This is a genomic window from Candidatus Nitrosocosmicus agrestis, assembly GCF_008389435.1.
Taxonomy (GTDB): Archaea; Thermoproteota; Nitrososphaeria; order Nitrososphaerales; family Nitrososphaeraceae; genus Nitrosocosmicus; species Nitrosocosmicus agrestis.
Window position 1 is genome coordinate 153,961 of sequence record NZ_VUYS01000002.1, and the last position, 24,797, is coordinate 178,757.

General features: G+C 34.9%; 29 protein-coding genes and 1 other RNA gene. 13 read left to right on the plus strand and 17 right to left on the minus strand.

Features of this window, described 5'->3' with window-relative positions; genetic code table 11:
• Positions 1-110: 110 nt before the first annotated feature.
• Entirely contained in the window at positions 111-560 is a 450-nt protein-coding gene (locus F1Z66_RS15150; RefSeq protein ID WP_159357395.1) for a hypothetical protein, read from the minus strand.
• 78 nt (positions 561-638) lie between these two features.
• Positions 639-836 carry a hypothetical protein gene (locus F1Z66_RS01690; protein WP_149861866.1) on the minus strand — a complete coding sequence of 66 codons (198 nt, stop codon included), beginning with the start codon at positions 834-836 and terminating at the stop codon, positions 639-641.
• Positions 837-1,138: 302 nt separating this feature from the next.
• Here F1Z66_RS01690 and F1Z66_RS01695 point away from each other — a divergent pair, with 302 nt between their 5' ends.
• The 4 genes from F1Z66_RS01695 (at position 1,139) to F1Z66_RS01710 (ending at position 5,184) form a co-directional block, all read left to right on the plus strand.
• A complete protein-coding gene (locus F1Z66_RS01695) occupies positions 1,139-1,834 on the plus strand; it encodes an ABC transporter ATP-binding protein (RefSeq protein WP_149861919.1) in 696 nt (231 codons plus the stop codon).
• A 350-nt stretch (positions 1,835-2,184) separates the two neighbouring features.
• Positions 2,185-3,453: an ABC transporter permease gene (locus F1Z66_RS01700; RefSeq protein ID WP_149861867.1), complete on the plus strand. Its 1,269-nt coding sequence runs from the start codon at positions 2,185-2,187 to the stop codon at positions 3,451-3,453.
• Between the two features lie 169 nt (positions 3,454-3,622).
• The gene (locus F1Z66_RS01705) at positions 3,623-4,801 is read left to right on the plus strand and encodes a PQQ-dependent sugar dehydrogenase (RefSeq protein WP_159357396.1); all 1,179 of its coding nucleotides are present in this window, start codon (positions 3,623-3,625) and stop codon (positions 4,799-4,801) included.
• Between the two features lie 50 nt (positions 4,802-4,851).
• Positions 4,852-5,184 (plus strand): hypothetical protein, encoded by a 333-nt coding sequence (locus F1Z66_RS01710; protein WP_149861869.1) that lies wholly within the window; start codon positions 4,852-4,854, stop codon positions 5,182-5,184.
• Between the two features lie 73 nt (positions 5,185-5,257).
• Here the strand turns inward: F1Z66_RS01710 and F1Z66_RS01715 are convergent, their stop codons facing one another.
• From F1Z66_RS01715 to F1Z66_RS01735, 5 genes are all read right to left on the minus strand, one after another.
• Positions 5,258-5,686 carry a hypothetical protein gene (locus tag F1Z66_RS01715; RefSeq protein ID WP_149861870.1) on the minus strand — a complete coding sequence of 143 codons (429 nt, stop codon included), beginning with the start codon at positions 5,684-5,686 and terminating at the stop codon, positions 5,258-5,260.
• A 342-nt stretch (positions 5,687-6,028) separates the two neighbouring features.
• The gene (locus F1Z66_RS01720; protein ID WP_149861871.1) at positions 6,029-6,619 is read right to left on the minus strand and encodes a metallophosphoesterase; all 591 of its coding nucleotides are present in this window, start codon (positions 6,617-6,619) and stop codon (positions 6,029-6,031) included.
• A gap of 207 nt (positions 6,620-6,826) precedes the next feature.
• Complete coding sequence (locus F1Z66_RS01725) at positions 6,827-7,414, minus strand: hypothetical protein (protein WP_149861872.1); 588 nt, start codon at positions 7,412-7,414, stop codon at positions 6,827-6,829.
• 48 nt (positions 7,415-7,462) lie between these two features.
• On the minus strand, positions 7,463-8,128 hold the full coding sequence (locus F1Z66_RS01730; RefSeq protein ID WP_149861873.1) for a TfuA-like protein: 666 nt from the start codon (positions 8,126-8,128) through the stop codon (positions 7,463-7,465).
• Positions 8,116-9,450: a YcaO-like family protein gene (locus tag F1Z66_RS01735; protein WP_159357397.1), complete on the minus strand. Its 1,335-nt coding sequence runs from the start codon at positions 9,448-9,450 to the stop codon at positions 8,116-8,118. Before F1Z66_RS01735 ends, F1Z66_RS01730 begins: the two co-directional genes overlap by 13 nt.
• A gap of 221 nt (positions 9,451-9,671) precedes the next feature.
• Here F1Z66_RS01735 and F1Z66_RS15155 point away from each other — a divergent pair, with 221 nt between their 5' ends.
• The 3 genes from F1Z66_RS15155 to F1Z66_RS01745 all read left to right on the plus strand — a co-directional run bounded on the left by F1Z66_RS15155 (position 9,672) and on the right by F1Z66_RS01745 (position 11,216).
• Complete coding sequence (locus F1Z66_RS15155) at positions 9,672-9,848, plus strand: hypothetical protein (protein WP_154670464.1); 177 nt, start codon at positions 9,672-9,674, stop codon at positions 9,846-9,848.
• A gap of 76 nt (positions 9,849-9,924) precedes the next feature.
• Positions 9,925-10,494: a hypothetical protein gene (locus F1Z66_RS01740; RefSeq protein ID WP_149861875.1), complete on the plus strand. Its 570-nt coding sequence runs from the start codon at positions 9,925-9,927 to the stop codon at positions 10,492-10,494.
• A gap of 269 nt (positions 10,495-10,763) precedes the next feature.
• The gene (locus F1Z66_RS01745) at positions 10,764-11,216 is read left to right on the plus strand and encodes a hypothetical protein (protein ID WP_149861876.1); all 453 of its coding nucleotides are present in this window, start codon (positions 10,764-10,766) and stop codon (positions 11,214-11,216) included.
• A 108-nt stretch (positions 11,217-11,324) separates the two neighbouring features.
• On the opposite strand, the gene leuD is transcribed toward F1Z66_RS01745, so the two are convergent.
• Positions 11,325-11,813, minus strand: coding sequence for a 3-isopropylmalate dehydratase small subunit (gene leuD, locus F1Z66_RS01750; RefSeq protein WP_149861877.1), 489 nt, complete (start codon positions 11,811-11,813; stop codon positions 11,325-11,327).
• The gene (locus F1Z66_RS01755) at positions 11,813-13,084 is read right to left on the minus strand and encodes a 3-isopropylmalate dehydratase large subunit (protein ID WP_149861878.1); all 1,272 of its coding nucleotides are present in this window, start codon (positions 13,082-13,084) and stop codon (positions 11,813-11,815) included. The genes leuD and F1Z66_RS01755 overlap by 1 nt, the downstream gene beginning before the upstream one ends.
• Positions 13,085-13,209: 125 nt before the next feature.
• On the opposite strand from F1Z66_RS01755, the gene F1Z66_RS01760 reads away from it, so the two are divergent.
• From F1Z66_RS01760 to F1Z66_RS01770, 3 genes are all read left to right on the plus strand, one after another.
• The gene (locus F1Z66_RS01760; RefSeq protein WP_159357398.1) at positions 13,210-13,968 is read left to right on the plus strand and encodes a coenzyme F420-0:L-glutamate ligase; all 759 of its coding nucleotides are present in this window, start codon (positions 13,210-13,212) and stop codon (positions 13,966-13,968) included.
• Positions 13,969-14,055: 87 nt separating this feature from the next.
• On the plus strand, positions 14,056-14,610 hold the full coding sequence (locus F1Z66_RS01765; protein WP_149861880.1) for a hypothetical protein: 555 nt from the start codon (positions 14,056-14,058) through the stop codon (positions 14,608-14,610).
• A gap of 69 nt (positions 14,611-14,679) precedes the next feature.
• Positions 14,680-15,801 (plus strand): OBG GTPase family GTP-binding protein, encoded by a 1,122-nt coding sequence (locus tag F1Z66_RS01770; RefSeq protein WP_149861881.1) that lies wholly within the window; start codon positions 14,680-14,682, stop codon positions 15,799-15,801.
• A 296-nt stretch (positions 15,802-16,097) separates the two neighbouring features.
• Here F1Z66_RS01770 and F1Z66_RS01775 read toward each other — a convergent pair whose 3' ends face one another.
• Positions 16,098-16,502: a ribonuclease HI family protein gene (locus tag F1Z66_RS01775; protein WP_159357399.1), complete on the minus strand. Its 405-nt coding sequence runs from the start codon at positions 16,500-16,502 to the stop codon at positions 16,098-16,100.
• A gap of 86 nt (positions 16,503-16,588) precedes the next feature.
• Between F1Z66_RS01775 and F1Z66_RS01780 the strand changes: the two genes are divergently transcribed.
• Positions 16,589-17,173, plus strand: a complete 585-nt coding sequence (locus F1Z66_RS01780; RefSeq protein WP_149861883.1) for a hypothetical protein — start codon at positions 16,589-16,591, stop codon at positions 17,171-17,173.
• 45 nt (positions 17,174-17,218) lie between these two features.
• Positions 17,219-18,244: an isocitrate/isopropylmalate dehydrogenase family protein gene (locus F1Z66_RS01785; protein ID WP_230207406.1), complete on the plus strand. Its 1,026-nt coding sequence runs from the start codon at positions 17,219-17,221 to the stop codon at positions 18,242-18,244.
• A 119-nt stretch (positions 18,245-18,363) separates the two neighbouring features.
• On the opposite strand, the gene F1Z66_RS01790 is transcribed toward F1Z66_RS01785, so the two are convergent.
• From F1Z66_RS01790 to cofD, 4 genes are all read right to left on the minus strand, one after another.
• Complete coding sequence (locus tag F1Z66_RS01790) at positions 18,364-18,897, minus strand: HemK2/MTQ2 family protein methyltransferase (RefSeq protein WP_149861884.1); 534 nt, start codon at positions 18,895-18,897, stop codon at positions 18,364-18,366.
• Between the two features lie 155 nt (positions 18,898-19,052).
• Entirely contained in the window at positions 19,053-19,433 is a 381-nt protein-coding gene (locus tag F1Z66_RS01795; RefSeq protein WP_159357400.1) for a cupredoxin domain-containing protein, read from the minus strand.
• 185 nt (positions 19,434-19,618) lie between these two features.
• Positions 19,619-20,347, minus strand: a complete 729-nt coding sequence (gene cofC / locus F1Z66_RS01800) for a 2-phospho-L-lactate guanylyltransferase (RefSeq protein WP_159357401.1) — start codon at positions 20,345-20,347, stop codon at positions 19,619-19,621.
• Positions 20,348-20,358: 11 nt separating this feature from the next.
• A complete protein-coding gene (gene cofD, locus F1Z66_RS01805) occupies positions 20,359-21,288 on the minus strand; it encodes a 2-phospho-L-lactate transferase (protein ID WP_195907447.1) in 930 nt (309 codons plus the stop codon).
• 185 nt (positions 21,289-21,473) lie between these two features.
• On the opposite strand from cofD, the gene F1Z66_RS01810 reads away from it, so the two are divergent.
• Positions 21,474-22,538: a hypothetical protein gene (locus tag F1Z66_RS01810; protein ID WP_149861888.1), complete on the plus strand. Its 1,065-nt coding sequence runs from the start codon at positions 21,474-21,476 to the stop codon at positions 22,536-22,538.
• A gap of 32 nt (positions 22,539-22,570) precedes the next feature.
• Here F1Z66_RS01810 and F1Z66_RS01815 read toward each other — a convergent pair whose 3' ends face one another.
• From F1Z66_RS01815 to rnpB, 3 genes are all read right to left on the minus strand, one after another.
• Positions 22,571-23,131 (minus strand): PUA domain-containing protein, encoded by a 561-nt coding sequence (locus F1Z66_RS01815; RefSeq protein WP_159357403.1) that lies wholly within the window; start codon positions 23,129-23,131, stop codon positions 22,571-22,573.
• A complete protein-coding gene (locus F1Z66_RS01820; protein ID WP_149861890.1) occupies positions 23,121-24,281 on the minus strand; it encodes an NOL1/NOP2/sun family putative RNA methylase in 1,161 nt (386 codons plus the stop codon). The genes F1Z66_RS01815 and F1Z66_RS01820 overlap by 11 nt, the downstream gene beginning before the upstream one ends.
• Before the next feature lie 105 nt (positions 24,282-24,386).
• Positions 24,387-24,673: RNase P RNA component (rnpB, locus tag F1Z66_RS01825), an RNA gene on the minus strand.
• Positions 24,674-24,797 lie beyond the last annotated feature (124 nt).

Below are 24,797 nucleotides of genomic sequence, written 5' to 3' on the forward strand. Positions count from 1 at the left end.
TTAACTACTCTAATAATTTTGATGATAAAAGTGAGAATACAAGATATAATTTTTAAAATAATAGCAAAAAAATAATATTCAAAGATTGATTTTATAAAAAGTCATCGAGTTTAGGGAAATGGTATAATGCTGGAATAATCCTTCTCGTTATCATCAGATTCTTCCCCTACATTGGAGTTAAAGGGCAAAGACATTGGAACATCTCCACTGTTGATGTTTTCTTCGCCATCATTATTGCTGCTACTGCTGCTACTAGTGCTGCTAGTGCTGCTAGTGCTGCTAGTGCTGCCATCTTCGAGGTCATGGTTATTTTTATTATTATTATTACTATCATCGTCATCATCGTCATTGTTATTATTGTTATTATTGCCATTGCTATTACAATCGTCACACTGATTTTTATCGCCGGAATCATGATTCAGCTCAGGCAAACCGCTGGATTGAGTTGATGGATTTTGATCGGCGCTAGTTGTTGCATTTACAACTCCAAAATCAAGTGTAAAAACTAACGTGGTAATCATTACAAGTAATATACCATAAGATTTCAATCCGCGATTCATATGTGTAATTGAATTATTAGAATTACATATTAATGGATTTTGATAAATATTTCTATATAATTAGTTCAGAAATTTATTTTATTTTATTCTTTGACCATCATCCACAAATGTAACATTAAACTTTTTTAAATCAAATGAGGAATAATCACCGATCATTTGATAAGGTGGAATCAAAAGTGGAATAACATTTCTATCAACATTCTGTTGAGCGTATAAATTAATGCTCTCCTCAACAACACCCAGTAATATTATCCAGGTAATAAAAATAGATAACATTATTAAGATATGTTTTTTCATTAGAATGTTATATTATATTCTACTATAATTGATATTTAAGTTTTGAGAAAGAATACCACATTTAATCAAACAAACAATTCATAAATTCTCAAATTGATTTGGGTTAAACAAAAAAAGATAAAATTGTTGAACCCTACATTTGATACTAAAATCATCTTTTAGTGATTCAAAATGTACATATGTCCAATTACATTCCATCTAAACCCTATTTGACTTAAAGAGTAATAAGAAAGGATTGCGAAGCTATTACGTCTTTGTCAGACACTACCTTGTCCCCAATTATGAAAGTAGAAAGTATTTACAAAAGCTACAAATCTTCAGCTGAAGAAATTCCAATATTAAAAAATATTAATTTTCAAGTTAATAAGGGGGAATTTGTTTCGATTGTTGGTCCATCTGGAAGTGGCAAATCTACACTGCTTAATATTTTAGGCACTCTTGATAGGCCAACTGCAGGAGACATTTTCATTAATGATGTAGATGTGTTTTCGCTTAATGACAGAGACTTGGCATATTTGAGAAATAATGCAATTGGTTTTATCTTCCAATCATATAATCTGATAAATAGAGCTTCTGTTTTAAAAAATATTGAAATTCCATGCATAATATCTGGTTTAAATAAGAAGGAACGGATTGATAGAGCATTCAAGATAATGGGTCTTCTGGGTATCCAAGACAAAGGAAATTTCAAACCTTTCAATTTAAGTGGTGGTCAGCAGCAGCGCGTAGCAATAGCAAGAGCTCTGATGAACAATCCTTCAATAATACTTGCCGATGAACCCACCGGGAACCTAGATACAAAAACAGGGAATGAAGTTTTTAATCTGTTAAAGATGCTTTCAGGAAAATATGACAGGACTATTGTAATGGTAACTCATAATCCTGAGTTGGCTGTAAAAACCGATCGAATAATTTACTTAAAAGATGGTGAGATAGAGCGTGAAGAGCGAATCATGACAGCCCAAAATGATGATTAATAGATAAATAAATAAAAAAAATAAGTAAATTAAGCAAGTCAAAATGTTTGATATAATGTTTTTGTAATAGAGTTACCTGCTTTATATTAGTCAAATAATCAGATAGGTGTAATATAAGCAATGCTCTGTAGCTGATTCACATATGATAATATTTCCAGTCTTTCATAATCACACAGAATCAAAATCCCAATCATATCAAAATATTTATCGTATACCTGATTCCAAATACAATATCTTAGAATTGATCTGCTTTGGATACCTAACAATCGGAAAAATTGTCATATACTTTCATGGTAAATATCAAGACGATTTTAAACAGGTTCCAGTTGTGAAAGGGAGTCGGAATACCTATGGATATTAAAGAAATTTTTATCCTAGCGTTTCAGGCCCTAAAGGAAAGAAAGATTAGATCATTATTAACAATTGTCATGGTTATGGCAGGAACTAGTTTACTTGTCGCTGTAAATGGTGTTGGTGCAGGATTTACAGAGTTTTTTAATAAGCAGTTTAGCAATCTGGCCCCCAACATACTGTTTGTAACAGGTGGACAGGAACAGGGTTCCGGAACGGTAGGTTCTACCGGTGGAGGCGGAGGAGGTGGCAGCTCTGGAGGCTCAAAGATTACGCTAAATGATGCTGTAATAAACAGGATCAAGTCTTTGCCATTTATTGACGATGTTATCCCTTCATATCAATCCCAAGTTACTATGAAATCAAGAGGAGAGGAAAAATCACATCCAGCCTTATCAATAGATCCAGACAATTTGTTTGTAATTGCACCGACCTTAGAGTTTAAGGCAGGTTCTCAGATAAGACAAAATGATCCCTCAGCTATAATATTATCAGATAATATTGCGAATCCACCAGGAGACGATAATCCATTTGTTACTCTTGGGCAAACCATAGAGTTAGAATATTCTTTCGTTGACGATACAACAGGTGAGCAGGATACAAAGACAAAAAACTTTTTGGTGACCGGCATCATGGAGCCTACTGGTAATCCCACCATCGATAACGCTGCAGTAATAAATCTAAAAGCAGGAGACACCCTATTTCAAAAATCTGGAAAATTTGATTCTTTGTTTGTGGTCGCTTCGTCGAGTGATTTAGTCGACGTAGTAGAAGGAGAAATAAAAAAACTGTACGGAAATGATATAGGAGTAACCACCGTAAAAGCAATCCTCAAAACCATAAAACAGTTTACAGGAGGTATCACATCTTTCTTGCTGAGTATAGCAATAATTTCACTGGTGGTTGGTGCTGTAGGCATTATTACCACTTTATACACGTCCGTAGTCGAAAGAATCAGAGAAATTGGTACGCTAAAAGCGATCGGTGCTCAAAGTTCGAATATTTTATCAATGTTCGTTATAGAAGCTCTGATAATCGGAATTCTTGGGGCATCCATTGGACTGTTGGGCGGTATAGCTGGAGGTTATGCCTTATCCCAAGCCACTCCGAGAAACGAGGGCGATGCACCGTTAATTCCGCTTTTTTTTGTTTCAGACATGATTACCGTATGGTTTATTTCGGTTGGTCTTAGTGTCATCGCGGGTTTGCTGCCAGCATGGAAAGCTTCTAAAGTAAGCCCCATAGAAGCATTGCGGCCCAAAACCTAACCAATCAAAGTGGTGCCATATTAGATAGATAAATAGATAACAGATTAAGATACATCAAATAAGGACAAAAATTACCATATTTATAACAATTGTTTACGTAATTAAAGTAATGGCAAGAAGCAATACAAAATTTTTTTACGCGGTTCTGATAGCGACAATCACCCTTTTAATGACACTAACCGTATTGTATTCAAATAATCTAGGTTTAGAAGTAACCTTTGCTCAGAGTCTCAAAGATCCAAATCTGCAATTGACCCCAGCATATACTGGATTTACTTCACCAACAGGCATTGCATTTTTAGACGATTCAGGTCAAAATATTTTGGTTATAGAAAAGAAAGGAGACGTAAGATTGATTTCTAATGGAGTATTAGAAGAAACTCCGATCAAGCATTTTGATGTAAATTCTCAAAGCGAGAGAGGTTTATTAGGAATTGAAGTAATGAAAGAAAATAATTCTACACTTGTTTTCTTGTATATGACAATTGATGATCCACAATTCCAAGGTGACAGTTCTGGCGAAACACTACGTAACAGAGTCTACAGTTTTGAGTGGAATGGCAATGATTTGGTTAACCAAAAGCTTGTTTTGGATCTACCCGGAACTCCTGGACCAAACCATAATGGTGGTAAATTAGTCCTAGGCAAAGATAACACCCTGTATACTATTATCGGCGATTTGAACCATCGCACAAAATTACAAAACTTTGCAGATGGAGGTGATCCGGATCTTACAGGTTCAATATTTAGAATAGACCCTCTCACAGGACAAGCTCCTTCAGACAATCCATTTTCTGATAGCGACGTTCCAAATGTCGATAAAACTTTTGCTTACGGTATAAGGAATTCTTTCGGACTGACGGTAGACCCTTTAACTGGTACAATATGGGATACGGAAAATGGACCATCATTTTCTGACGAAATCAATATTGTTGCACCGGGATTTAATAGCGGATGGAGGTCAATTATGGGACCGTCGGCATCAGACGATGATATAGAAAACCTCGTGTCTTTATCCCAAAATTCTAACTATTCAGAACCAGAAATCAGCTGGGCTGAACCTCCCGCCTTAACGGATATAGAATTTATTAACAGCAGCAATCTTGGAGACGACTACGCAGATAACATACTGGTCGGAGACTATAACAACGGAAACTTGTACTTTTTTAGACTAAATGACGATAGGTCGGGACTGGATGTTGAAGATAACGTAATTGACACAGAGAATGAGAATGACAATTTTGTGCTAGGAACGGGGTTTGGAAGTATATCAGATATCGAGACGAGCCCAGATGGCGCAGTTTATGTTTTGTCTCTTGAAACCGGAACTCTATATAAAATTACATAATTTTTTTCTAAATAAAATATTTATTATATTGAACATCATTAATTTTATAGATGAAAAAAGAATTCATAGTTGCTAAAATTGAAGCTTCAACAGACGGATCTCCGTACATTTATGTCTCTTTTAAAGATCCGAATGAATACTTAAAACCTGGCGATAAACAAATGAATCCTTTTGGTTCCAATGTAATGGCCTTTACCTCTCCAGAGGATTTGATGAAGAATTTGCCAAAGGCAATGTCAAACATCAGTAATATGTTTGGAGGGGGCGGAATGAGTGACTCCCCAACGTTTAAGGTGAGTATGAAGGAGTACGAAGAATTGAAGATAAAAGTTGGAGATAAAGTAGTTATCGATATTCAAAGGTTTGAAAGAAACGACACATAATTTGTTCAATCATTCTAAATTAGACCTGTTCTAAATGCATAGAACTTGTTTATACTATGGAAAGATTAAAAAATTAATGCTCTGAATCTTCTAGTTTTTTGTGTCTTTCCTCTTCAATCAAACTATGTTGATGCTTGTCTTCTAGGGTTGTCATGATTGCTCCACAGTCAAAGCAAAAGTAATTACCAGTCAATCCACCGTGATTAGCAGCAGCAGTGTTTGTACTTGAATATGCATCTTCTTGAACAAAAGATTCGCTTGCAATTGTATCCTTTTGATTGTCTGAATCAAAGGAATTACTGGAGGTAGATTCATTGGAAGAACCGGTTGGATTTTCATTTTTTGAATTCAAATCAACATTAGTTCTCAAGGATTCTTCATCATTTACTGAATCCGAAACAGAATTTGTCGAAGAAGCAGCAGCAGCAGTGGAGTTGTAATTCTTTTTATTGTTATAATCCTCTTTTGATTCATCCAAATCAGTATCATCCTTTTTACTCATACTAAGCCTTGTACTATCGAGGTTGATTTTATATATTACTTATTTGGTTACTGTGCCCCAAATATAATCAAATAAAATTGTTATCGTTATTGTTGTTGTTGTCGTTCTTTCACTTTTTTGCAAGCAAAAACGGCAATATCTTGTGAGGTCATCTAATGTTATGTTCTTTTAAATTTTTCCAAGGTTAGCTAATGTGTATGCATACGTACAAACACACATAATCAGTTACACACACATACACACACATACATACATACATAATATCACTCAAATACTCAAACTGCATTCTTCTAAGAATCCTCCAATTCCTAAAATTAACGCATATATACATATACTTCCTTCTTAGTCATCATCCAAAGTCACAAAACTAGCTGATCCTGTTCCAACTTTTTCATTCATATTCCCATTTCCATTTCCATTTCCATTCATACTTTCGGATTCATGCTCTAGTTCATAAATAATTACGTTTGGTCCTTTCTGTTTTTCTTGTGGAAAGAAACTACTATTTAATGCCCCCGGATTCAAAACAAGAGTTCGGCCCACTCTCTCAATTCTTCGTATATGAGTATGTCCAAGAATTAACAAATCAAAAATCTGGCTCTGTATTAGAGTTTCTGAAAGTTTTGGATTGGTCCCATGATATATTCCGATTTCTTTTTTTTCGATAACAACTCTACCAAATTCGTTAAAGAATACGGCATTTTCAAGCTCCTTGAACTTGTTTGCTATTCCCAGAAGCTCCCCATCATTGTTACCCCTCACGCCATACATATTTGTATTCGGTTTAAGTTCTTTAAACAAATTTATGATTCCAGGGAAAACATAGTCTCCTGCATGGAAAACGTTTTTTACATCCAGTTTGTTGAATAATTCAATAGCCTTTTGTGTATTTTTAATGTCATCATGAGTGTCTGAAATTATACCTATTTTCAATAGTCTGTTTAATTACCATGCCAAAAAAAAGTTTAACCAATTCAAAGCATCCAAAAAATAAATAAAGATAGAATTAGCATATACATCGCATATTCCACTACAAAAAAAACAAGAAACGAATGCATCTAAAGGATCATTTGCAGATTTAAAACCCCGCAATAATCAAAAATATATATCATAACCCCTAAAATCCAAAAATTTTCATAATTATTTTTTATCTTTGCTAGTCGCCAAGCGGGACTCAAATTTCTTCCCCGATCGCTGAATAACATAAAATGCATGGCATGCAATTATCAGTGCGGCAAGTGTCATTTTAGTAGCAAAGACCAGATTCCAAGGAGTGTCGGGGTTTGGATAACTTATATTTATTTCATCGACATTCATAGAGTGATGTATGGTATTTACCGTAATTAACGAACCCCAAACGAAAAAATTGTAAGTAAACTCATAGGCAGCTACAACAATCAAAGCAAGTGCAATAACAGATAATACTGAACGCACTATTTTTGGGGTATTCTGTACTCTCTTGTATCCAATTTTGGTGACACAAAACCAGGTGATAACCGAAAACATGGCCAAATAGGATACCAGCTTACCTGAGCCATCGAAAAAAAGATCATGTTTTACTATAATCTCACCAATGGTAATTGTTTTGGTATTGTGATAATCAACCCAGCTCCAGTACATCCCAAAAGTTGTAATATACAGCATCATGAATGCTGAAAAGTAAAATATTACTATATAGACATGATAAGAATCAATTTTGGAAAAAAAATCTTGTATGGTCGGGCTCATGAATAGTGTTCTAAAGAATTAAAGATGATATAAAATTACCTTATTTTATCACTTATCACCCATTATCCGCCGTTTAATAGTATTTAATAAATGAATTGCATCAATCTCCTTTAGGCTTTTTTTGTCCGTTTTCAGATATTCTCGAAACTGTTCTATAAAATGAATATCAGAGGGGTATTTCTGTTTGCATCTATCTAAAATATCATCATAGGTCCGATATGGAAAATAAATATTCCTAGATACTTTAAGAATGTGTTTTTTGGTTTCGTTATTTATCACAGATTTCTTTTCCGCCAAAAAAAGGTTATACCGTATGTCGATTAACGCTTCAGATTTATAGCTGGAGTAATCTGTAAATGAAACTGCAACTTCATCGTCAGAATCTAAGACTCCTCTGCGAAAAAGGTCATAGATCTTTCCAACCCCTATCATACCGTATTTTGATAATTCCGCTGCACGGAGTGCTCCTAGACTTGAAGAACCGTATAACACCGTTCCTTTTTTCTTTACCAAGTTATAGACTTCAATGGGTGTAGGCGGATAATCCTGCAAGAAAAAACCATCTATCAATCCTACTATCTCAGTTTCTCTTAAAATGAGCTGAAGAAGATCTCCTTTTTTAGCTGGCCCACGATAGTCTGCATCCAGTATAGCCCTTGCGCGTTGAACCGGGAGCGATGGTCCTAAAAATATTATCGGTTTTAGTGCAGACATCTTTTCGCATTCTCCTGTGCTCTGCTTCCCACAACTTGTTTGTTTATTTTGAATGTTTCTAAACCCGGAACTATAATGCGTACAACAGGTATTTCTAGTTCAGGATTTGTCAAGTCAATGGCTATTGCTTTTGAGAGTCCCTTTTCTTTAAGACGTCCAAGTATCAGGTTTATGTCATCAATGATATCAGAATTTTCTGTTGACGGTATATCTGAAAACTCCCTTTCATATCCAGCCTTCATGAATTGCCACGAGCGATTCTCATCGCTGTCTTCTGGATCATATTTCATTTTCCTCAGATCGTCTCTTGAACCTTGGATGTTTGCAGCTCTTGATTGAGATACTTCTGTAATGGCCCTTAGTATGGCTATACGTGCATCGGGATGGGTTCCGTGACCTTCGACCAAGTAACCGTAATCATGGTTAACCCACTCTACACTACTTGCTATAAACGTTGGAATTCCTAGATCCGTTGTGATATCCTTAACCATCAAGGAAATATTACAGCGTTTGAACCTGTTTACAATTTTTTTGACAGGCAGATAGGTGATTTTCTCCAAATTGACGTCAGGATAAATAGAACTATCATCAGTAAACTTTTTTGCTTCAAGTTGGTTTATGGATCGTCCACTTCTTAAAACAGTATTTTCAACACTCTTTAGAACATGATATTGAAATGCACTACATGCAAAATCAGCTATGCTTACGGCGTCTCTTTCTATCACCTCACATAATCCGTGACATATAGCTTCTTCCAAAACATTACCAGAGGCAAGGCCATTGGTGTGAAAATAAGAATACGGATTAACAGATGGTGGCTCTGGAGCATATCGAAACAAAGCCAGAGATGACGGAACCAGTATTTCTTTTTTGTTTAAAAGATCATATCCAATACAATAATCCATTATCATATTTTCATTTAATTGAAAAGACAGGGGCTCAATTACTTCATCATATTCCAAAACATTGTAACTTTTCGCAAGTTCTCTGTATCTCCCTTTAATAATCGATCCACTAAAATTAGTAGGAAGCGAGGAAAATCTTTCAATACTTTCCATAATTACACTGGCTTTAGCGTGATTTTTTGTAGGTCCCTTTCCGCTGTACACCCAAATGTAATCTTCAGTTCCAGGCAAAACGGCAGAATAGTTTGGGATCTTTAACCGATCCATGCGGGTAATATCAGCAATTCTTGTAATTCCGATCTTATTGGTCAAAGGAATCACTTTCTTGAGGGTAGTTTCTACCGGCTGAATTCGCGAGGTCCCCAAGGTGGTCCATTTTATTCGCGATTGAAGTCTAAAACTTGATTTATTGGCCAATAATGCTAAACATGATATTTTGATAAAATCGATATATATATTGATAATAGAATTCAGTCGTTATCCTCAAACCACCCTGTTTGGGTTTTTCCTTAAATGAATAAGAATCCACCATTCAGCCATTCAGCCATTCAGCCATTCAGCCATTCAGCCATTCAGCCATTCAGCCATTATTTCCTCAAAAAAAAGTATATATACTCTTAATTCACTTGAGGAATTACTTGAATTCTATTAATTTGGAAGCTGAAGTAATTAGTGAGATCCTTTTAAAGGCTGCCAGTGAACCCGAATTCAGGAAGCGATTAATAAAGAACCCAAATAAAATCCTAGAGTGCTATGATATATCCAGTGAAGCCAAAAAGATTATTCAAAAAAGTATAACTGATTTGATACAATAGGATACCAAAATTACGCTTTATACTACAACTTTAAGTGGCAAAAAGGTATAAACGGAAGGGTTAATTACGATTTAATATGTTTGGTTCCCCTGGTACATCTTATAAAACATTGATACTTTTCTTAATAACAATACTTGCACTAATACCCACACTATACCCAATTAGCGAACTATCAAGTGTTGTCGACAGCTCCAAAAACACATCTCATAAGATATCAATAATTGGAACAATTTCCTCAAAACACGATCCTAGTCAGAATACAGGACTAGAGCAATCCTATTATATATTCCCTCTTAGTAACATAAATGAGACTTATTCAGGGATTCTTTCCTTTACCTCCAGCAAACCAGTTCAAGTACAAACAATAAACATTTTGACATTAAACAATTCCTTAAAGTTACCGGTTCAGTTTGGTACTTTATACACCTCAGCCGTTAATAACACTGTAATAATTGCAAGCAATATCCTTGATGAACCGAGAAACGCTGGTAGTATACAATTTTCCTCTAATACAATCCGATTCATAGCAAATGAGCCCTTTCTGGTAACCTATTCTTTCAGCGGAGAACAATTTGAATCAACAATCAAGAATAATATCGAAAGCGGTTTAGATATCTATAGACAAATCGTTGGGACAAGATCATAAAGAAATAGCTACTTGCATCATCTTTTTGTAATCAAGGCTTGAGAACAATAAACATCAACAGAGCCTTGCATAACACCAATTGAATTGTCATGTCTTTATATCTCACTATATGATCAACTTGTCTTAAAAAAATTTTTTATTAGTGATAAGAATATAATGTATACAGAAACCACCATTATAGAAATAACAATAGTAATAGTAATAGTAACAGTAACAACTCAGAATAACAAAATAACAAATAAAATCAAGGCAGCCTCCATAAGAAACATTTGTCAAACCTTAAAAGGACTCTTGCATCTTCTTGGACCGATATAGAAGTAAAGGTACTAAATACAAAGAAAGAAATAGGTAACACAGTCAGAAATAACTACCAAATCTTTTATGACGGTGATTTGGTCGAAGTTGAAGAGACAATTGGGCCTGATTTGACCGTCATAAAATTTCTAGGAGAAAATATCCTGTTCCTTTCCGCACTATCTGTTGTGCTATCTAAGAATCTTGGAGAAATACAATTGTGTTATGCCAATAAAGATGTCAAGACTCACAGGACCGAAATCGTTATCTATTACTCTCAAAATGACATTGTTGATGAAGATACAAGGGAAAGGATGATATTTTTTCATAAGCAGCAAAACCTCGATTTTGAATATTTTGAATTAGACAAGTTGGTTTCAAACTCTAATTCATATTTTGGGGCAAGCAATAGATCAAAAAATTATTGATGGAGTTATCAGAAATATAAAGTAGGAAATTGAGAATATATATACATACAATGTATGCCAATATATTAATAATAATTATGAATCCAAAATGCGGTAATTTTATCCATCTTAACTTTTATAATTAAACAATCCCCCGGCTTCTATTATACCCGATATTATTTTACTAAAAGGTTTAATTTTATATGTTTCATTTTTGGTTAAATTTGTTATTTGATTATTTTCAAGATTTATTTCAATTTTATCTTTGTTGTCGATTTTACTTAGAACTTTCTCTTCAATTTCAATTGGCAAAAGATAGCCTCCGTCTATCGAATTTCTGTAGAAAATTCGTGCAAATGATGGTGCCAATATCGCTTTAATGCCCGTCTTTGAAAGTGCTATGGGTGCATGCTCCCTACTTGAACCACATCCAAAATTATGGCCCACGAGCAAGAAATCACCATTTGATACCTTTTTGGTAAAATCAGCATCTATTCCTTCCATAGCGTGCTTGGCCAATTCATCATGATCGTGAATCTTCAAATATGGCCCAGGAATTATTACATCAGTGTCTATATTGGCCTTGTCATACTTGTGAACGTTTCCTCTTAGCAGCATCAAACATCCCTCGGATCAGTTAATTTACCAGTAACAGCTGAGGCCGCAACAACCATGGGCGAAGCCAAGTAAGTTTGAGAAGTAACATTTCCCATCCGTCCGGGAAAATTTCTGTTTGTAGTGCTAACACAAATTTCATCTCTACCTAATACCCCCATGTGAGCTCCACAGCATGCCCCACAAGTAGGAGGTCCAATTACAGCACCAGACTCCATAAAAATGCTAACTAATCCTTCCTTGATGGCTTTCATATATATTGACTGAGCAGCAGGCAAAACCTCGGTTCTAACCTTAACCTTTTTTCCCTTGAGGATTTTTGCAGCAGATCTCAAATCAGAAAGTTTTGCTCCGGTACAGGATCCAATGTAGGCCTTGTCAATCTCGGTATTTTGTACTTCCCTAACAGAAACAACGTTTTCTGGTGAATATGGCTTGGCTACAGACGGTTCCATCTTTTGACAGTCATAATCAAAAATCTCACTATATGTAGCATCTTCATCACCCTTTAGTAAATTAACGATGGGTGTGCTAGTTCGTCCTTTTAAGTAATCAACAGTGACATTGTCAGGTTCTATTATTCCATTTTTTGCACCTGCTTCGGTGGTCATATTGGTAAGTGTAAATCGTTCTTCCATTTCCATTTTATCAATCACATCTCCACTAAACTGCATCGTACTGTAATTTGCACCATCCGTGCCTATGTCTGAAATTATATTCAATATGATATCTTTAGCCATAAGGTGATCGGGTTTGTTTCCATTTAATCTAAACAATATTGTTTCAGGAACTTTAAACCAGATCTTGCCATATTTTAATACGTAAGCGACATCAGTATGTCCGAGACCAGCAGCAAATGCACCGACTGCTCCTGTAGTATTAGTATGAGAATCACCACCAACATATACTTCCCCCGGCAGTACTAGTCCTTCTTCATGAGAGATGGTATGGCAAATACCATACTGCCCCATTCCATATTTGAAATGTTTTTTTATTCCGTATTTTTGGGCCCAATTTGTTAACTGGATAACATTATCAGCAGATATCCTATCTGCAGCCGGTACAAAATGATCTTCAGAGATCCATACTCTGTCTGGATCCCACAATTTTTCTAATTCAATGCCTTTTTTTTGCAACTCTTTAAACACCTTGATTACACCTGGACCAGAGACATCATGAATCATAACTTTATCGACTTTTGAGAATACGATATCTCCAGGTACTACCTGTTTTGACTGAGAGGAATGTGCTAGTATTTTCTCGGTTAAGGTCATTCCCATATTATTATATAAAAAAGGTACAACAATAGATTAATACTTTTTGAATGCAGATATTTGTCTAATTTATCGTCTCGAAGTAAAAACCTTATTTACCGAACAAACATAGCTGAATACTAAATTTGAAAATTATTCCAATCAATTTGGAAAAACAGTTTTCAGAATTTGATATTTTCGAAGCCATTCTGAACAACAAAAACGGTATTACCATTGAGGACCATGATATACTGGTAATATCAAGCAAATTTCTGTCAATAAGCGAAGGGAGGGTAAAGAAATTAAACTCGATTGTCCCTAGTAAATATGCAGTCAAAAAAGCAGACGAGTATCACATGGACCCAAAAATTATGGAACTAATATTAAGAGAGTCGGATGAAGTTTACGGAGGTCTTTATGGATTTGTTCTTTCATCAATTCACAAGGTTCTTGCGCCTAACGCCGGTATAGACAAATCAAATATACCAAATGGAAAGGTTGTTTTATATCCAAAATATCCTTTAGAGTCAATCGAGACACTCCGAAACAAATTCCTGGTAAATTTGAGAAAAAGAGTTGGAATAATTCTGTCGGATAGCAGAATCCTGCCCATGAGAAAAGGCACAGTGGGTATAGCGTTAGCAACGTGTGGAATCGATCCAGTTATCGATTTAAAAGGCTCTAAAGACCTTTTCGGAAATACTCTGAAATATACCTCGCAAAATATTGCAGATTGTCTAGCTTCTATTGGTACAATGGTGATGGGAGAATCGGATGCATCTACACCTGTGATTATTTTAAGAGGATTTGATGTTAAATTGAATAATGCTCAAAAACCTCATGATTCTTTAGCAATTGATCGTAGATTTGATATTTACATAAGAGGACTAGCAAGTAATTTTTAAGCCGGAACAAAATAAAAAAAGTTTTATTTTTTTAAATTATAAATACTCAATCATTCTAATAACAAAAGTAATTGGAGAAATCTGTGGATGTCTGAATTTTCAACGCTATATCCTAGGAGAATAAACCTCTTGCAAGGTATCCAGAACCTCATAAAGAGAGAAGAGGTAGAGCTAGATCATCTTTTTTTGATGGTCAAAATAAGAAAAGATGAAATTGTTAGTACATTGATGTCTGAGGGATTTAAAATGGTAAAATTTGAACACAAAAAACCTTCTCAGATAGGCAGTGGATTTTCAAAAAAATTAAAGAGACCATGGGAAATGCATGTGAGGTTACTTGATTTCAACCAAGGTCTAATAGGAATCCATGCAGAAGTAGAAATATCCAGAAATTATTTTCAGCATATAAAGTCAGTACGAGTTCCAGTAGTGTACGAGATAGAGTCCATACTAAAGAAACACAGAATCGAGTATCAATTATGGCATTCTTTTATCAAAGACTATATAACAAATATAGTAGATGATCATCAAATCGAATTAAAATCACCCAAAATTCCAGCATTACCGTGGATTGGAATGCTTGGATTCATCAGCAGTATTGCAATCTTGTATGGTCTCAAATTCTTTATGATATTAAAATGACTTTTTAGATCTGAGAACTCAAGATTAACAAAATTTTTATTATTATTTTTACTAACTATCTTAAAATCTATGGGAATTCCAGAGAAAATTAAGGCCATACAGGACGAAATTCACAAAACGCAGATAAACAAGGCAACTGAATTTCACATAGGATTATTAAAAGCCAAAATTGCCAAGCTAAAAAAAGAACAAGAAGAAAACATACACGGCAAAACCATGGCTTCAGGTGGAGGAAGTGCGGGTTTTGATGTTAGAAAAGCAGGTGACGGCACTGTTGTCCTGATTGGATTTCCAAGTGTTGGTAAATCAACATTGTTAAATGCATTAACTAATGCAAAATCAAAGACCGGGGCATATTCGTTTACCACTTTGACGGCAGTACCAGGAATGTTAGACTACAAAGGAGCCAGAATTCAAATCTTGGATTTACCCGGAATTATTGAAGGGGCTGCAGCTGGAAAAGGTTTAGGAAAAAGAGTGCTATCGGTTGCCAGGAATGCAAACTTAGTTTTGATAGTTTTGGATGTTTTCCAAATCAATCACCTTGAAGTAATCAAAAAGGAACTTTTTGAAATAGGTGTTAAGGTAGATGAGAAGCCTCCCGACATTGTGTTGGAAAAAACATCAACAGGAGGTATATCGGTTAATATTCAGGCTCCAATACATGTCGATGAAAATTTTATTAGAAATGTTATGCGAATAAATGGGATTCACAATGGACGTATTACGATAAGAGAAAAAGGTCTTACAATCGATCAGCTTATAGATGTCATGTCAGGAAATAGAGTTTACATACCTTCCCTTGTTGTCGTAAACAAGATAGATTTAGTTGACCCAGAATACATCAAATCAGCGACTGCCAAACTGAAAGTTCCTTTTATTGCAGTCTCGGCGGATACTAATAAAAATATAGAAAGCCTTAAGAATGAAATTTACAATAAATTAGATTTTGTAAGGATCTACATGAAACCGAAGGGACAAGAAGCAGATATGAAAGAGCCTCTAATCATGCCACGAGACAGTACAGTTCAAAATATTTGTAGTAAGATTCACAGAAATATGGTCAGGGACTTTAAGTTTGCTCAAGTTTGGGGAAAGAGTGTAAAATACGGAGGTCAAAAAGTGGGATTAGAACATAGAATTGTTGATGAAGACATTCTGACCATTGTAAAAAAAATAAATGCGATATAATTACAGCGGAAATAAAGATATAGGTAGCGGCTCAGTCAAATGCCTTCTCTTCATATTAGATACGTGATAACTCTGATTCTTCACTGCCGCATTCTTATGTTACAAGTACCTGGTATTTGATTGTATGAATCAAGTAGTAAATTAAAGTCATTAAAGGTCGAATGGAGAAGTAAAAGTAGAAGTAAAAGTATCAGCCAAAAAAAGACAAAAAAACAGACACTAACAGCAATAGGGGATGCTTAAATCAATCTAAATACAATCCAAAGTGAAAACCCAAGTGACAAAATTATGTTGAATTAAACCCTTTCTAGATGTCTATCTAACGCCCTGTTTGCAATAAAATCAGCACGACTATTCATGGAGCGAGGAATGTGCTTGTATGTTATTGTTACATAATTTTTCTCAAGTATGGCGATCTCTCGGGACAAATTCTTAAGTTCTTGGTTTCTTATTCTATACTTTTGATTCCTCTGATTAATCAAAAGTTCACTATCAGAAAGAATGTTTATTTCTTTGGTCATACTGGAGCAAATTTCCAGGGCCTTTTTTAGTGCCAAATATTCGGCCTGGTTGTTTGTTTTGATGCCCACATATTCACCATACTCTGTTATAGTCTTCCCCCCATCATCCTTAATCAGAATACCGATTGCGGAGTATCCGGGATTCCCACGACTGGCGCCATCAATATGTACACTTAACAACAAATAATATCTAAAAGCATTTTCAATTTAATTATTAATATTATAATTCGTGAATAATTCTAAAGAATTTATATTAATGTAATATAATGAATCGTGTGCCAAAGAGAAAGATTAGAGAACAAGCCCCAAAGAAGAACTTTTTTCAAAAAATGGGAAAAAAAGACTTGCTCTTGCCGCCTATAATAATTGGTGCGGCAGTTTTGTTTGGTCTTGTGTTCACTCAAATTGTACCACCCCCGCAGGTACTCAGCGTATGTCTCAAAGCACATAACTTGGACAGTTACAACGTTTATCCAAGAGTCCAAGTATATGTAGATAATAAGCAATATTTGTTCCCAGATACTCTAGGCAAGCAGCCAAAGGAAGGAAAGGAATGTATGAGACCCATCCACACAGATTCCGTTGGCGACACTTTACACGTCCAATACATAAGACCAGTTCAATTGTCATTGCCAGATCTAATGAAAGTGTATTCATACGATAACAAAACATTAGATTTGGTTGATAACGCTTCTGGGAAATATGTTAACAGTACGATAGACTTGGCCGACTATAACATAAATTACTCCTACTACTCTGACAAGGGCGAGTTTACCAAAATAGTCAACAATAGCCAATTTCCGCCTTTCTCTAATACATTTTTTGGTAGAATTGATTTCATTTCAAAATAGTTGAAAAAATAGATATAAATATCATCACATATTTTTTGTAGTCATTTGACCAACAAGAAAGCAGTTATTATAAACGGTGATGGTACAGGTCCCGAGTTAGTAAACGCCATGATCAAGGTATTGAAATCATGCAATACAGCAGTTGAATTAATAACATGTGATGCAGGTTCAGAATGGTGGGAGAAAAACAAGGGTAACTCATACATTTCAGATCAAGTTTGGAATTTACTAAAAGAATCTAACGCATGTTTTAAAGGTCCAACTACTACAGTTCCGAACCCGGAAGCTCCAAGAAGCGTAGCTGTAAGTATTAGACAAAAATTTCAATTATATGCAAATATTCGCCCCATAAAGACGTACAATATATCAAAATTGCATCTAAATTTTGTCTGTGTAAGAGAGTCAACAGAAGGGCTGTATGCCGGAATTGAATTCAAGACCAGCGAAGATTCTGCCGTTGCCATCAGGAAAACTACCGGAAAAGGTTGTAGGAGAGTGGTAAGAAAAGCATTTGAGTTAGCAAAGCAAAAGGAATTCAAAAAAATATTTGCAATTACAAAGAGAAATATTCTCAAAGAAACCGATGGAATTTTTTGGAACGCAGTCAACGAAATAAACAAAGAATTTCCAAATATCGAGGTTGAAGAGTATTATATAGACAATATGACGCAACAATTAGTAAAGAATCCTGAAAGGTTCAATGATAGTCTTTTATTAAGCACTAATCTGTTCATGGACATCATATCAGAATGTGCTTCAGGTCATGTTGGTTCCATTGGTAACGTATATTCAGGAAATTACGGTGACACATATGCAATGTTTGAACCTGCACACGGAAGTGCACCCAAACATGCTCGACAAGATAAGGTTAATCCAGTTGCAACCATCTTATCAGGTGCATGGATGGTAGAATATTTAGGGGAGAAATCTATATCAGAGTCTATTTTTTCTGCCACTGAACAAATCATTAACGAAGGGAAATTTCTAACTTATGATATGGGTGGAAGTACATCACTGTCCAAAATGGCTGATGAAATAGCAAATCGATCTGCTAGTCTTTTGAGAAAATAGATTCGATGAATCTGCATAACAGGCTGTCTGTATGCAAATACAATATTTTATTATTATTAATAGATTTATAGGTAGATAGGTAGATAGATAACAGATTCAGCAATATTAGGCTGAACCGCTTATTTTTTAGATAATTCGAGAATCTCTAACTCTTCAAAGAATAGCCTTTTTCTTGCTACCACTCGCTTATTGATGGAAAGTTCTTGCATCATTTGATCCATTCTTCTCAAATCAGATAAATTTGAACGGACTATCAAAAGTTTTCCAGTTCTATTTAACAAAGGGAGACAATTTTTTATTAATTTCAAACTTACCTCAATACCCTTTGCACCCCCATGAACCGTATTATCTTCAAATTGCACCGATCCTTGAGGCAAATATGGAGGATTACTAATGATCAGGTCAAACTTGTTTTGCAAAGGGAATGCTAAATCAGTACAAACTAAGAATACATTATTGTCATTTTTTAAATAATTGCTTTTAGCAAATAACAGCGAATTAAAAGAGATGTCAGTTCCAACAACTAGATTATAATTTTTGCACAAACCATGAGTGAGATAACCTGATCCGATTCCTATCTCCAAGGCGCATTTTCCCTTATAGAATTTAAGGGCATCTTCCAAAAAAAATGTATCTTCTGCAGGCTTGTACATCTAGAATTTATCAAGAGTATTAATAATTTAAAATATGAGCAAATTCTTTCACAAGCCCTGATGATTTGAATACTCGTTCGAATTACTTTGGTTAAAAAAGTAATCAACTACAGTGCATAACAAATAATTGGAATTAGTAAAATATAAAAAAAATTTCAAGATATTACTATCGTTCCTCGCATTTCAGGATGAAAAGAACAATAGTATGTATAATTTCCCGTCTTATTGCTGGCTATCCCGGTTACAAAATCCTGCTCTGTAGTGAGATAAGCCGTGTTAATCCCTAATCCTTCAGATATAAAATCATGTTTGACAAAATCCTTATTCAATACGATTAGCTTGGTAGGCTGACTAGCATTTACATACAAGGTAGGATTTGTCTGATTAAAAGCGTTGTTCTGAGCCACCAATAATATCGAATCATTGGATTTTTGAATATTCTTTTCGCGCGGGGGATTTAACAAATTTCCTATGCCCCAGAGCGAACCCACTATAATAAATGAGATAACTATAATAGCAATGATGTTATGAAGCAAAGTAATTATTTCTCTTAATTATGACTAATTAATTTAACGTAAGTTTTGCTGGTAAATCAATCTAGTCAAATACAAAGTAAGAACGAATCATTCAATAACATGAATTTGTGACTACATCTGCTACTAAATATATATTTATGATAAATCACATAATTCATTTGCGAACACAATAGTCGACATCAATTTTAATAATTTTGATGATAATCTGCAAGAAGTTGTAAAAGATAGTCGATAGCGTTACCATTTTTATCCAATCTATGATGGGACAGATTCTTTTCCAAGGAATTTGGAACCAAGGTTTTAATAAAGAAATACTTTCTTAATAATATGTTTATATCTTCTACGTTGTCGATATCTAAGTTCATTCGACCAGAATCAAAAATCTCAATATCAACACCCTTCTCTAATGCATTCTTAAAGTGGTTAAAAAAACTGTTATTATCGTAGCTAGTATGAATCACTGAATGTGGTTTCCTTAATAAAACATTTGTACCATCAAATCGATAAGATGGCACGATACAAATCCCCTCTTTGAATTTTTTTGAATGATGTACAAGTTTGCTTAACTCAGTCACATCAAGAAGTGGAATATCAATTGGTATTACAATGGATTGGTCAAAATCATTCGTGTTTATATAAGGATCTGCCAAGGCGATGGCGCTATTTACACCCTGGGTTCCATTCTCTTTAATTATAACAGGTTCCTGTTTCATATCTTTAGGCATGTTTATGGATTCATCGGTAATGAGAATAATCTCACTTTCTTGTAGTCTAGAAATTTTGTAAAGCAGATCCATTACCAAATGATTACATAATACCTTTCTTTGCTCCAAACTAAGGAATGGGCTTAGACGAGTTTTACTTTTGTCAAAATTCTTTACTGGGATAATTATTGCTGTTTTTAAATTTGACAAATAGATAATAATCAACGAAAATTACAAGTAATATACTTTGCCAAAGCAATTTCCTTTTTGCTATTACTCATTAAAATATCAGTATATTCAAACTTGATATCAGGAAAACGTGGTTTTACATTAGTCTCAACTTCATTTTGATCTTTGTTATCAAAAATCATGGTTCCGACAAATTTGGAGTAATACTCTGCCAAACCACCAAGAGAAGGGTCGAGTTTTTTTGCCTTCATATAAATGGCACTTGGACCGCTTATTGCATTGTTAGAAATGAATGGGGATACCATAACAACCTTTTTTTTAAGGTCATGCAGTAGTTTTTTCATCCCAGGAATACCAATTATCGGTCCAATGCTCGAAACAGGATTACCAGGTGCAAAGACTATCAACTCGGATGCTTTTAACAATTTTACGCATTCTTGGGTGGGCCTGGCAGTCCGGATATTTCGATAAACAATATCTATTAGCGGTAATGAAGCCTTATGCTGTATCCAATATTCTTGTAAATGCACCCGTTTCCGACTCCCTGTTATCATATTTGTTTCGAAATGATTGTCTGATGATGGAACTATAGGAATTGACACATTATATATTTCTGCAATCTTGCTAGTAGTTTGGGTAAGACTACTACCTGACTTTAACATATGGGTTCGGAGCACATGGGTGGTCAAATCTTTGTCTCCTAGATTAAACCAAAATTCAATACCCACCTCTCTCATATAATTACGGAAATAAAAGGTATCACCCTTTATTCCCCAGCCTTTTTTCTTATCCAAATTACCACTTAGACCATAAATAATGGTGTCTATGTCAGGACAAATATACAACCCATAATACCAAAAATTGTCAGCTACATTGGAAATAACGGATATGTTTTTAAATTGTTTATAAAGCCCTCTGACTAATTTGATGGAACCAGTACCTCCTGCTAAAATAGTAATCAACAAGTTAATAGCGCATCAATTTTTTTATTTCTGTTTCGATTTAATATAAAGATATAATTTTTCCATAAATTTTGATAGAATAGTAAAGAATTCTTAATTGAATTTATATAGTGATCAAGCTGTGTATATTATTGTTGCTTAAATTTCAATAAGATTATAAACAGGCTAATTGGAATTCAAATTTATTGAAATTAAGTTCTCTGTATTATATAGTTGTCTTATCAGCAGTTGTTGTTTTATTAAGTAGTATATTTAATCAAGGCTTTGCGATACAAATGGAAGCTGGAATTTCACCTGCAAAGAATGCGGCAGACGCGGCATTCACAGGAGACAGAATTATTACTTTGAAATATCCCGCCAACAGTACTTTTGCCCAACAGTTGGATGGAAATAAGAAATCTGTTTCCTTTACTATTAACTCCAGCGATAGCAATAACGGGCTAAGTGCCATATTAGAAAAAATTAATCAAAAGTTATTATCTGAAAAGCAAAGTTTGGTAAAGTTTGAAAATGCAACTCTTGATTATAGGGCTACGGTAAACGGCGGTCCTACTTCTGCAACTATTTCTTATCAAGTCAAGCTTCATCCCGCCATAACAAATCTAGTAACAGAATCTAATGGAAGTTCTACTTCTTTATTAGATATTGATTGGAGAAGTATAGCATTAGAAGGTCCATTAATTGTAAATACTTCAGAATACGGCCAAATTGACATTAATCAACCAATAGGTGCATTGGAGAAGTTATCACCCGAAATAGCAGCTAAGATACAAAACACAACTTTGGCTGAATCATTTAATACCCCTATCTTAAACTTCGAGGAATTTGGTGCATCGATGAATAATTGGCACTTTTTGTTTGATGCAACAGGGGCACAAGCAGGAGCGGCCGGCTTTGGATTTTCAGTAACAGAAGGCGGCTCAAAAATTGTATCAATATATTCACTTGGTGAGAGTAGTTTTAGAGAAGGCACCCACACAGTGAAGGAAAGTTCAGCTTCAGCAGATATTGATGGAGTTACTGTAACAGTAAATGGATTGACCGCTCCCCCTAGTGGACAAATGCAGATAGGAGGATTCTCCCAAATACAGCAAGGTGGATCCGGCGGAACAGAACATCTTTTAGTTTCCTCAGTAGCACCTCAAGGTATAGCCACTTCTTCAGGAGGATTTCCAATTCAAGTATTGCTAATCTTTGGAGCCATGATGGGAGGAGTTGCAATCCTAGTACTAGTAAAAGCAAGGAAATAAGAAAATCCAAATTTTTTTTTGTTATTTTTTAACTATTCTAGGCCAAAGTTTTCTTCTTGTAAATAGTAGGTTCCGATATTTTCAACAGTATCGACAGTCACAAGATTTGGTTGCAATAACAATTCAGAATCATACCTGGCCCTCCCTATTCCGACCAATTCATGATTTTTATTTATTATCATCAAAATCTGATTACTAGCAATCCCCTCACTACAATGTATTATTGAATTTCCCATAATATCTCGGCCAAAACAAACAAGGTTTACAGCCTTCTCGGTTATTACGACATGTGGGAAAGAAAATTCTTCATTTTTTTTCTTTTCTAAGACTAATTCGGCAAAATTCAAACCAAGAATAAATTTCTTTTTTCGCATTACACCAATTTTCAGACCCAGAGAAACTAGATCATATTCTAAAAGCGAATCCAATGAGTTGAAGGATGCAGAACAAATATACACTTTTTTGTCGTTTGGGATTGTTTCTGAGATTTTTATGAAAAGGTTTGTTTCATCATAATATTCAAAAATTCCCCATTTAGAGAATGACTTCTTCAAAATGGTTTTTTCAGCACGATTTGGCTTCCTAAACTCCATCAGGTTCTGTACTCTTTCTAATTTTCGCAATGAAAAATCCATTGGTATCATGTAAGTGAGGATAAAACCGTCTTGTTTGATTCATATTACTGGAGAAGATGATATCGTTAAATGTGGTAAGACCAGAAGAGCCATAGTTCAACGGTTCTATCTGAGCATTTTTGAACTTATCAATCAAAAATTGAATAATCATTTCGTTTTCTTCTGGTGCAAAGGAGCAGGTACTGTATATCATAATACCACCAGGTTTCAATGCTTCAAACCCAGCAAGGATCATTCTTTTTTGCCTATTACTACAGATATTTAAATCACGGATGGTTCGACTCCTCTTTCTTGATTCATCTTTTAATATGATCCCCTCACATGTGCAAGGAGCATCAAGCAATACTCTATCAAATCTAAATCCCAACTGCATTATATCTTCAGACTTTATCTTAAGGACAAGAGTATTCTTTACTCCCATTCGAGACAGGTTAAACACTAAGGATGGCAATCTATTAGGGTTAGATTCGCAAGCAACTATTTTACCAAGGTTGTTTAATTTTTGCGCTATATGAGTAGTCTTTCCGCCTGGTGCGGCAGCCATGTCCAAGACATGAAAATCGTCTGATGGATGAATATCCATTTCACTGACCGCAACTCCCGAACTCAGATCTTGAATATAATAATATCCTTTCAAATATTCAAATGTTGAGCCTAGGCTAGGTAATTTTCGTTCTTTAGAATTGGACTGCTCCTCTTTAATTTGATTTGACGAAATACGTGCGGACGGATTTCTAATTAGCGAGTCCATGCTGCTGCTACTACTAACACCAGTCGAGACTCCTGAAGTTACCTTTTTAGTAAATTGATCTGACCCGTGGTTGATTACCTCAAAGACCTCATCTACAATTGTATTTTTGAGTTTAAATCCTTTTTCAAGTAAGCGAACCTTTAGTGAATTTGGATCAATTTTGAGAGTATTAGCCCTTATATAGGTATGTAGATTGGATTTGGTGTCGACATATTTCAAAAGATCTTCTGCATCAGGTATGTAGTTTAGAAATCGCGAGATCATCCATTCCTTGTAGTGATACTTTTCAGATAACATTCTAGAATATTCATTGCCCGGAAACAGTACTGGATTATTATAGCTACCTGAGTTTGACATTTTGTTTTTACTGTAGGTTAGAATGTAAACAATTGTTGTTTATTTGTTATTAATCAAACTGAAGCCAAATTGGGATTAGAAATTCCCTATTTGGCTTCATTTATTGTGTATTAGTAGTAACCCTCCTTTTGTTTTAGGCAAGATTCAGCTAAGCAGCCTACCTGAGTTTAATTACGGGAATATAACTCTGTTTGGCCTTTCTCTACCTGGGTCGACAGTTTCAATTTAACCTGAGATCACTCAGATTACAAATCATCATAGCCAAAGATCTCAGCCAAATACTTTTCTATTTCGTTGCCAGAAGTCTCCTTCTAATTATCGCTAATTCAGGTACCCGTATTGAGGGAGGAGTTTCCTCTTCGTAATATGAAGTAACTTGCTCGCTAACTCACTAAACTCGTTATGTAATTAAGGGTTATTAAATTTGTTTATACAGATGAGCATAATATGATAAGTTATTATCATAAGGAATGGATTGATAATATAAAATATGAATTATGGTAAGTATGGTTAAGG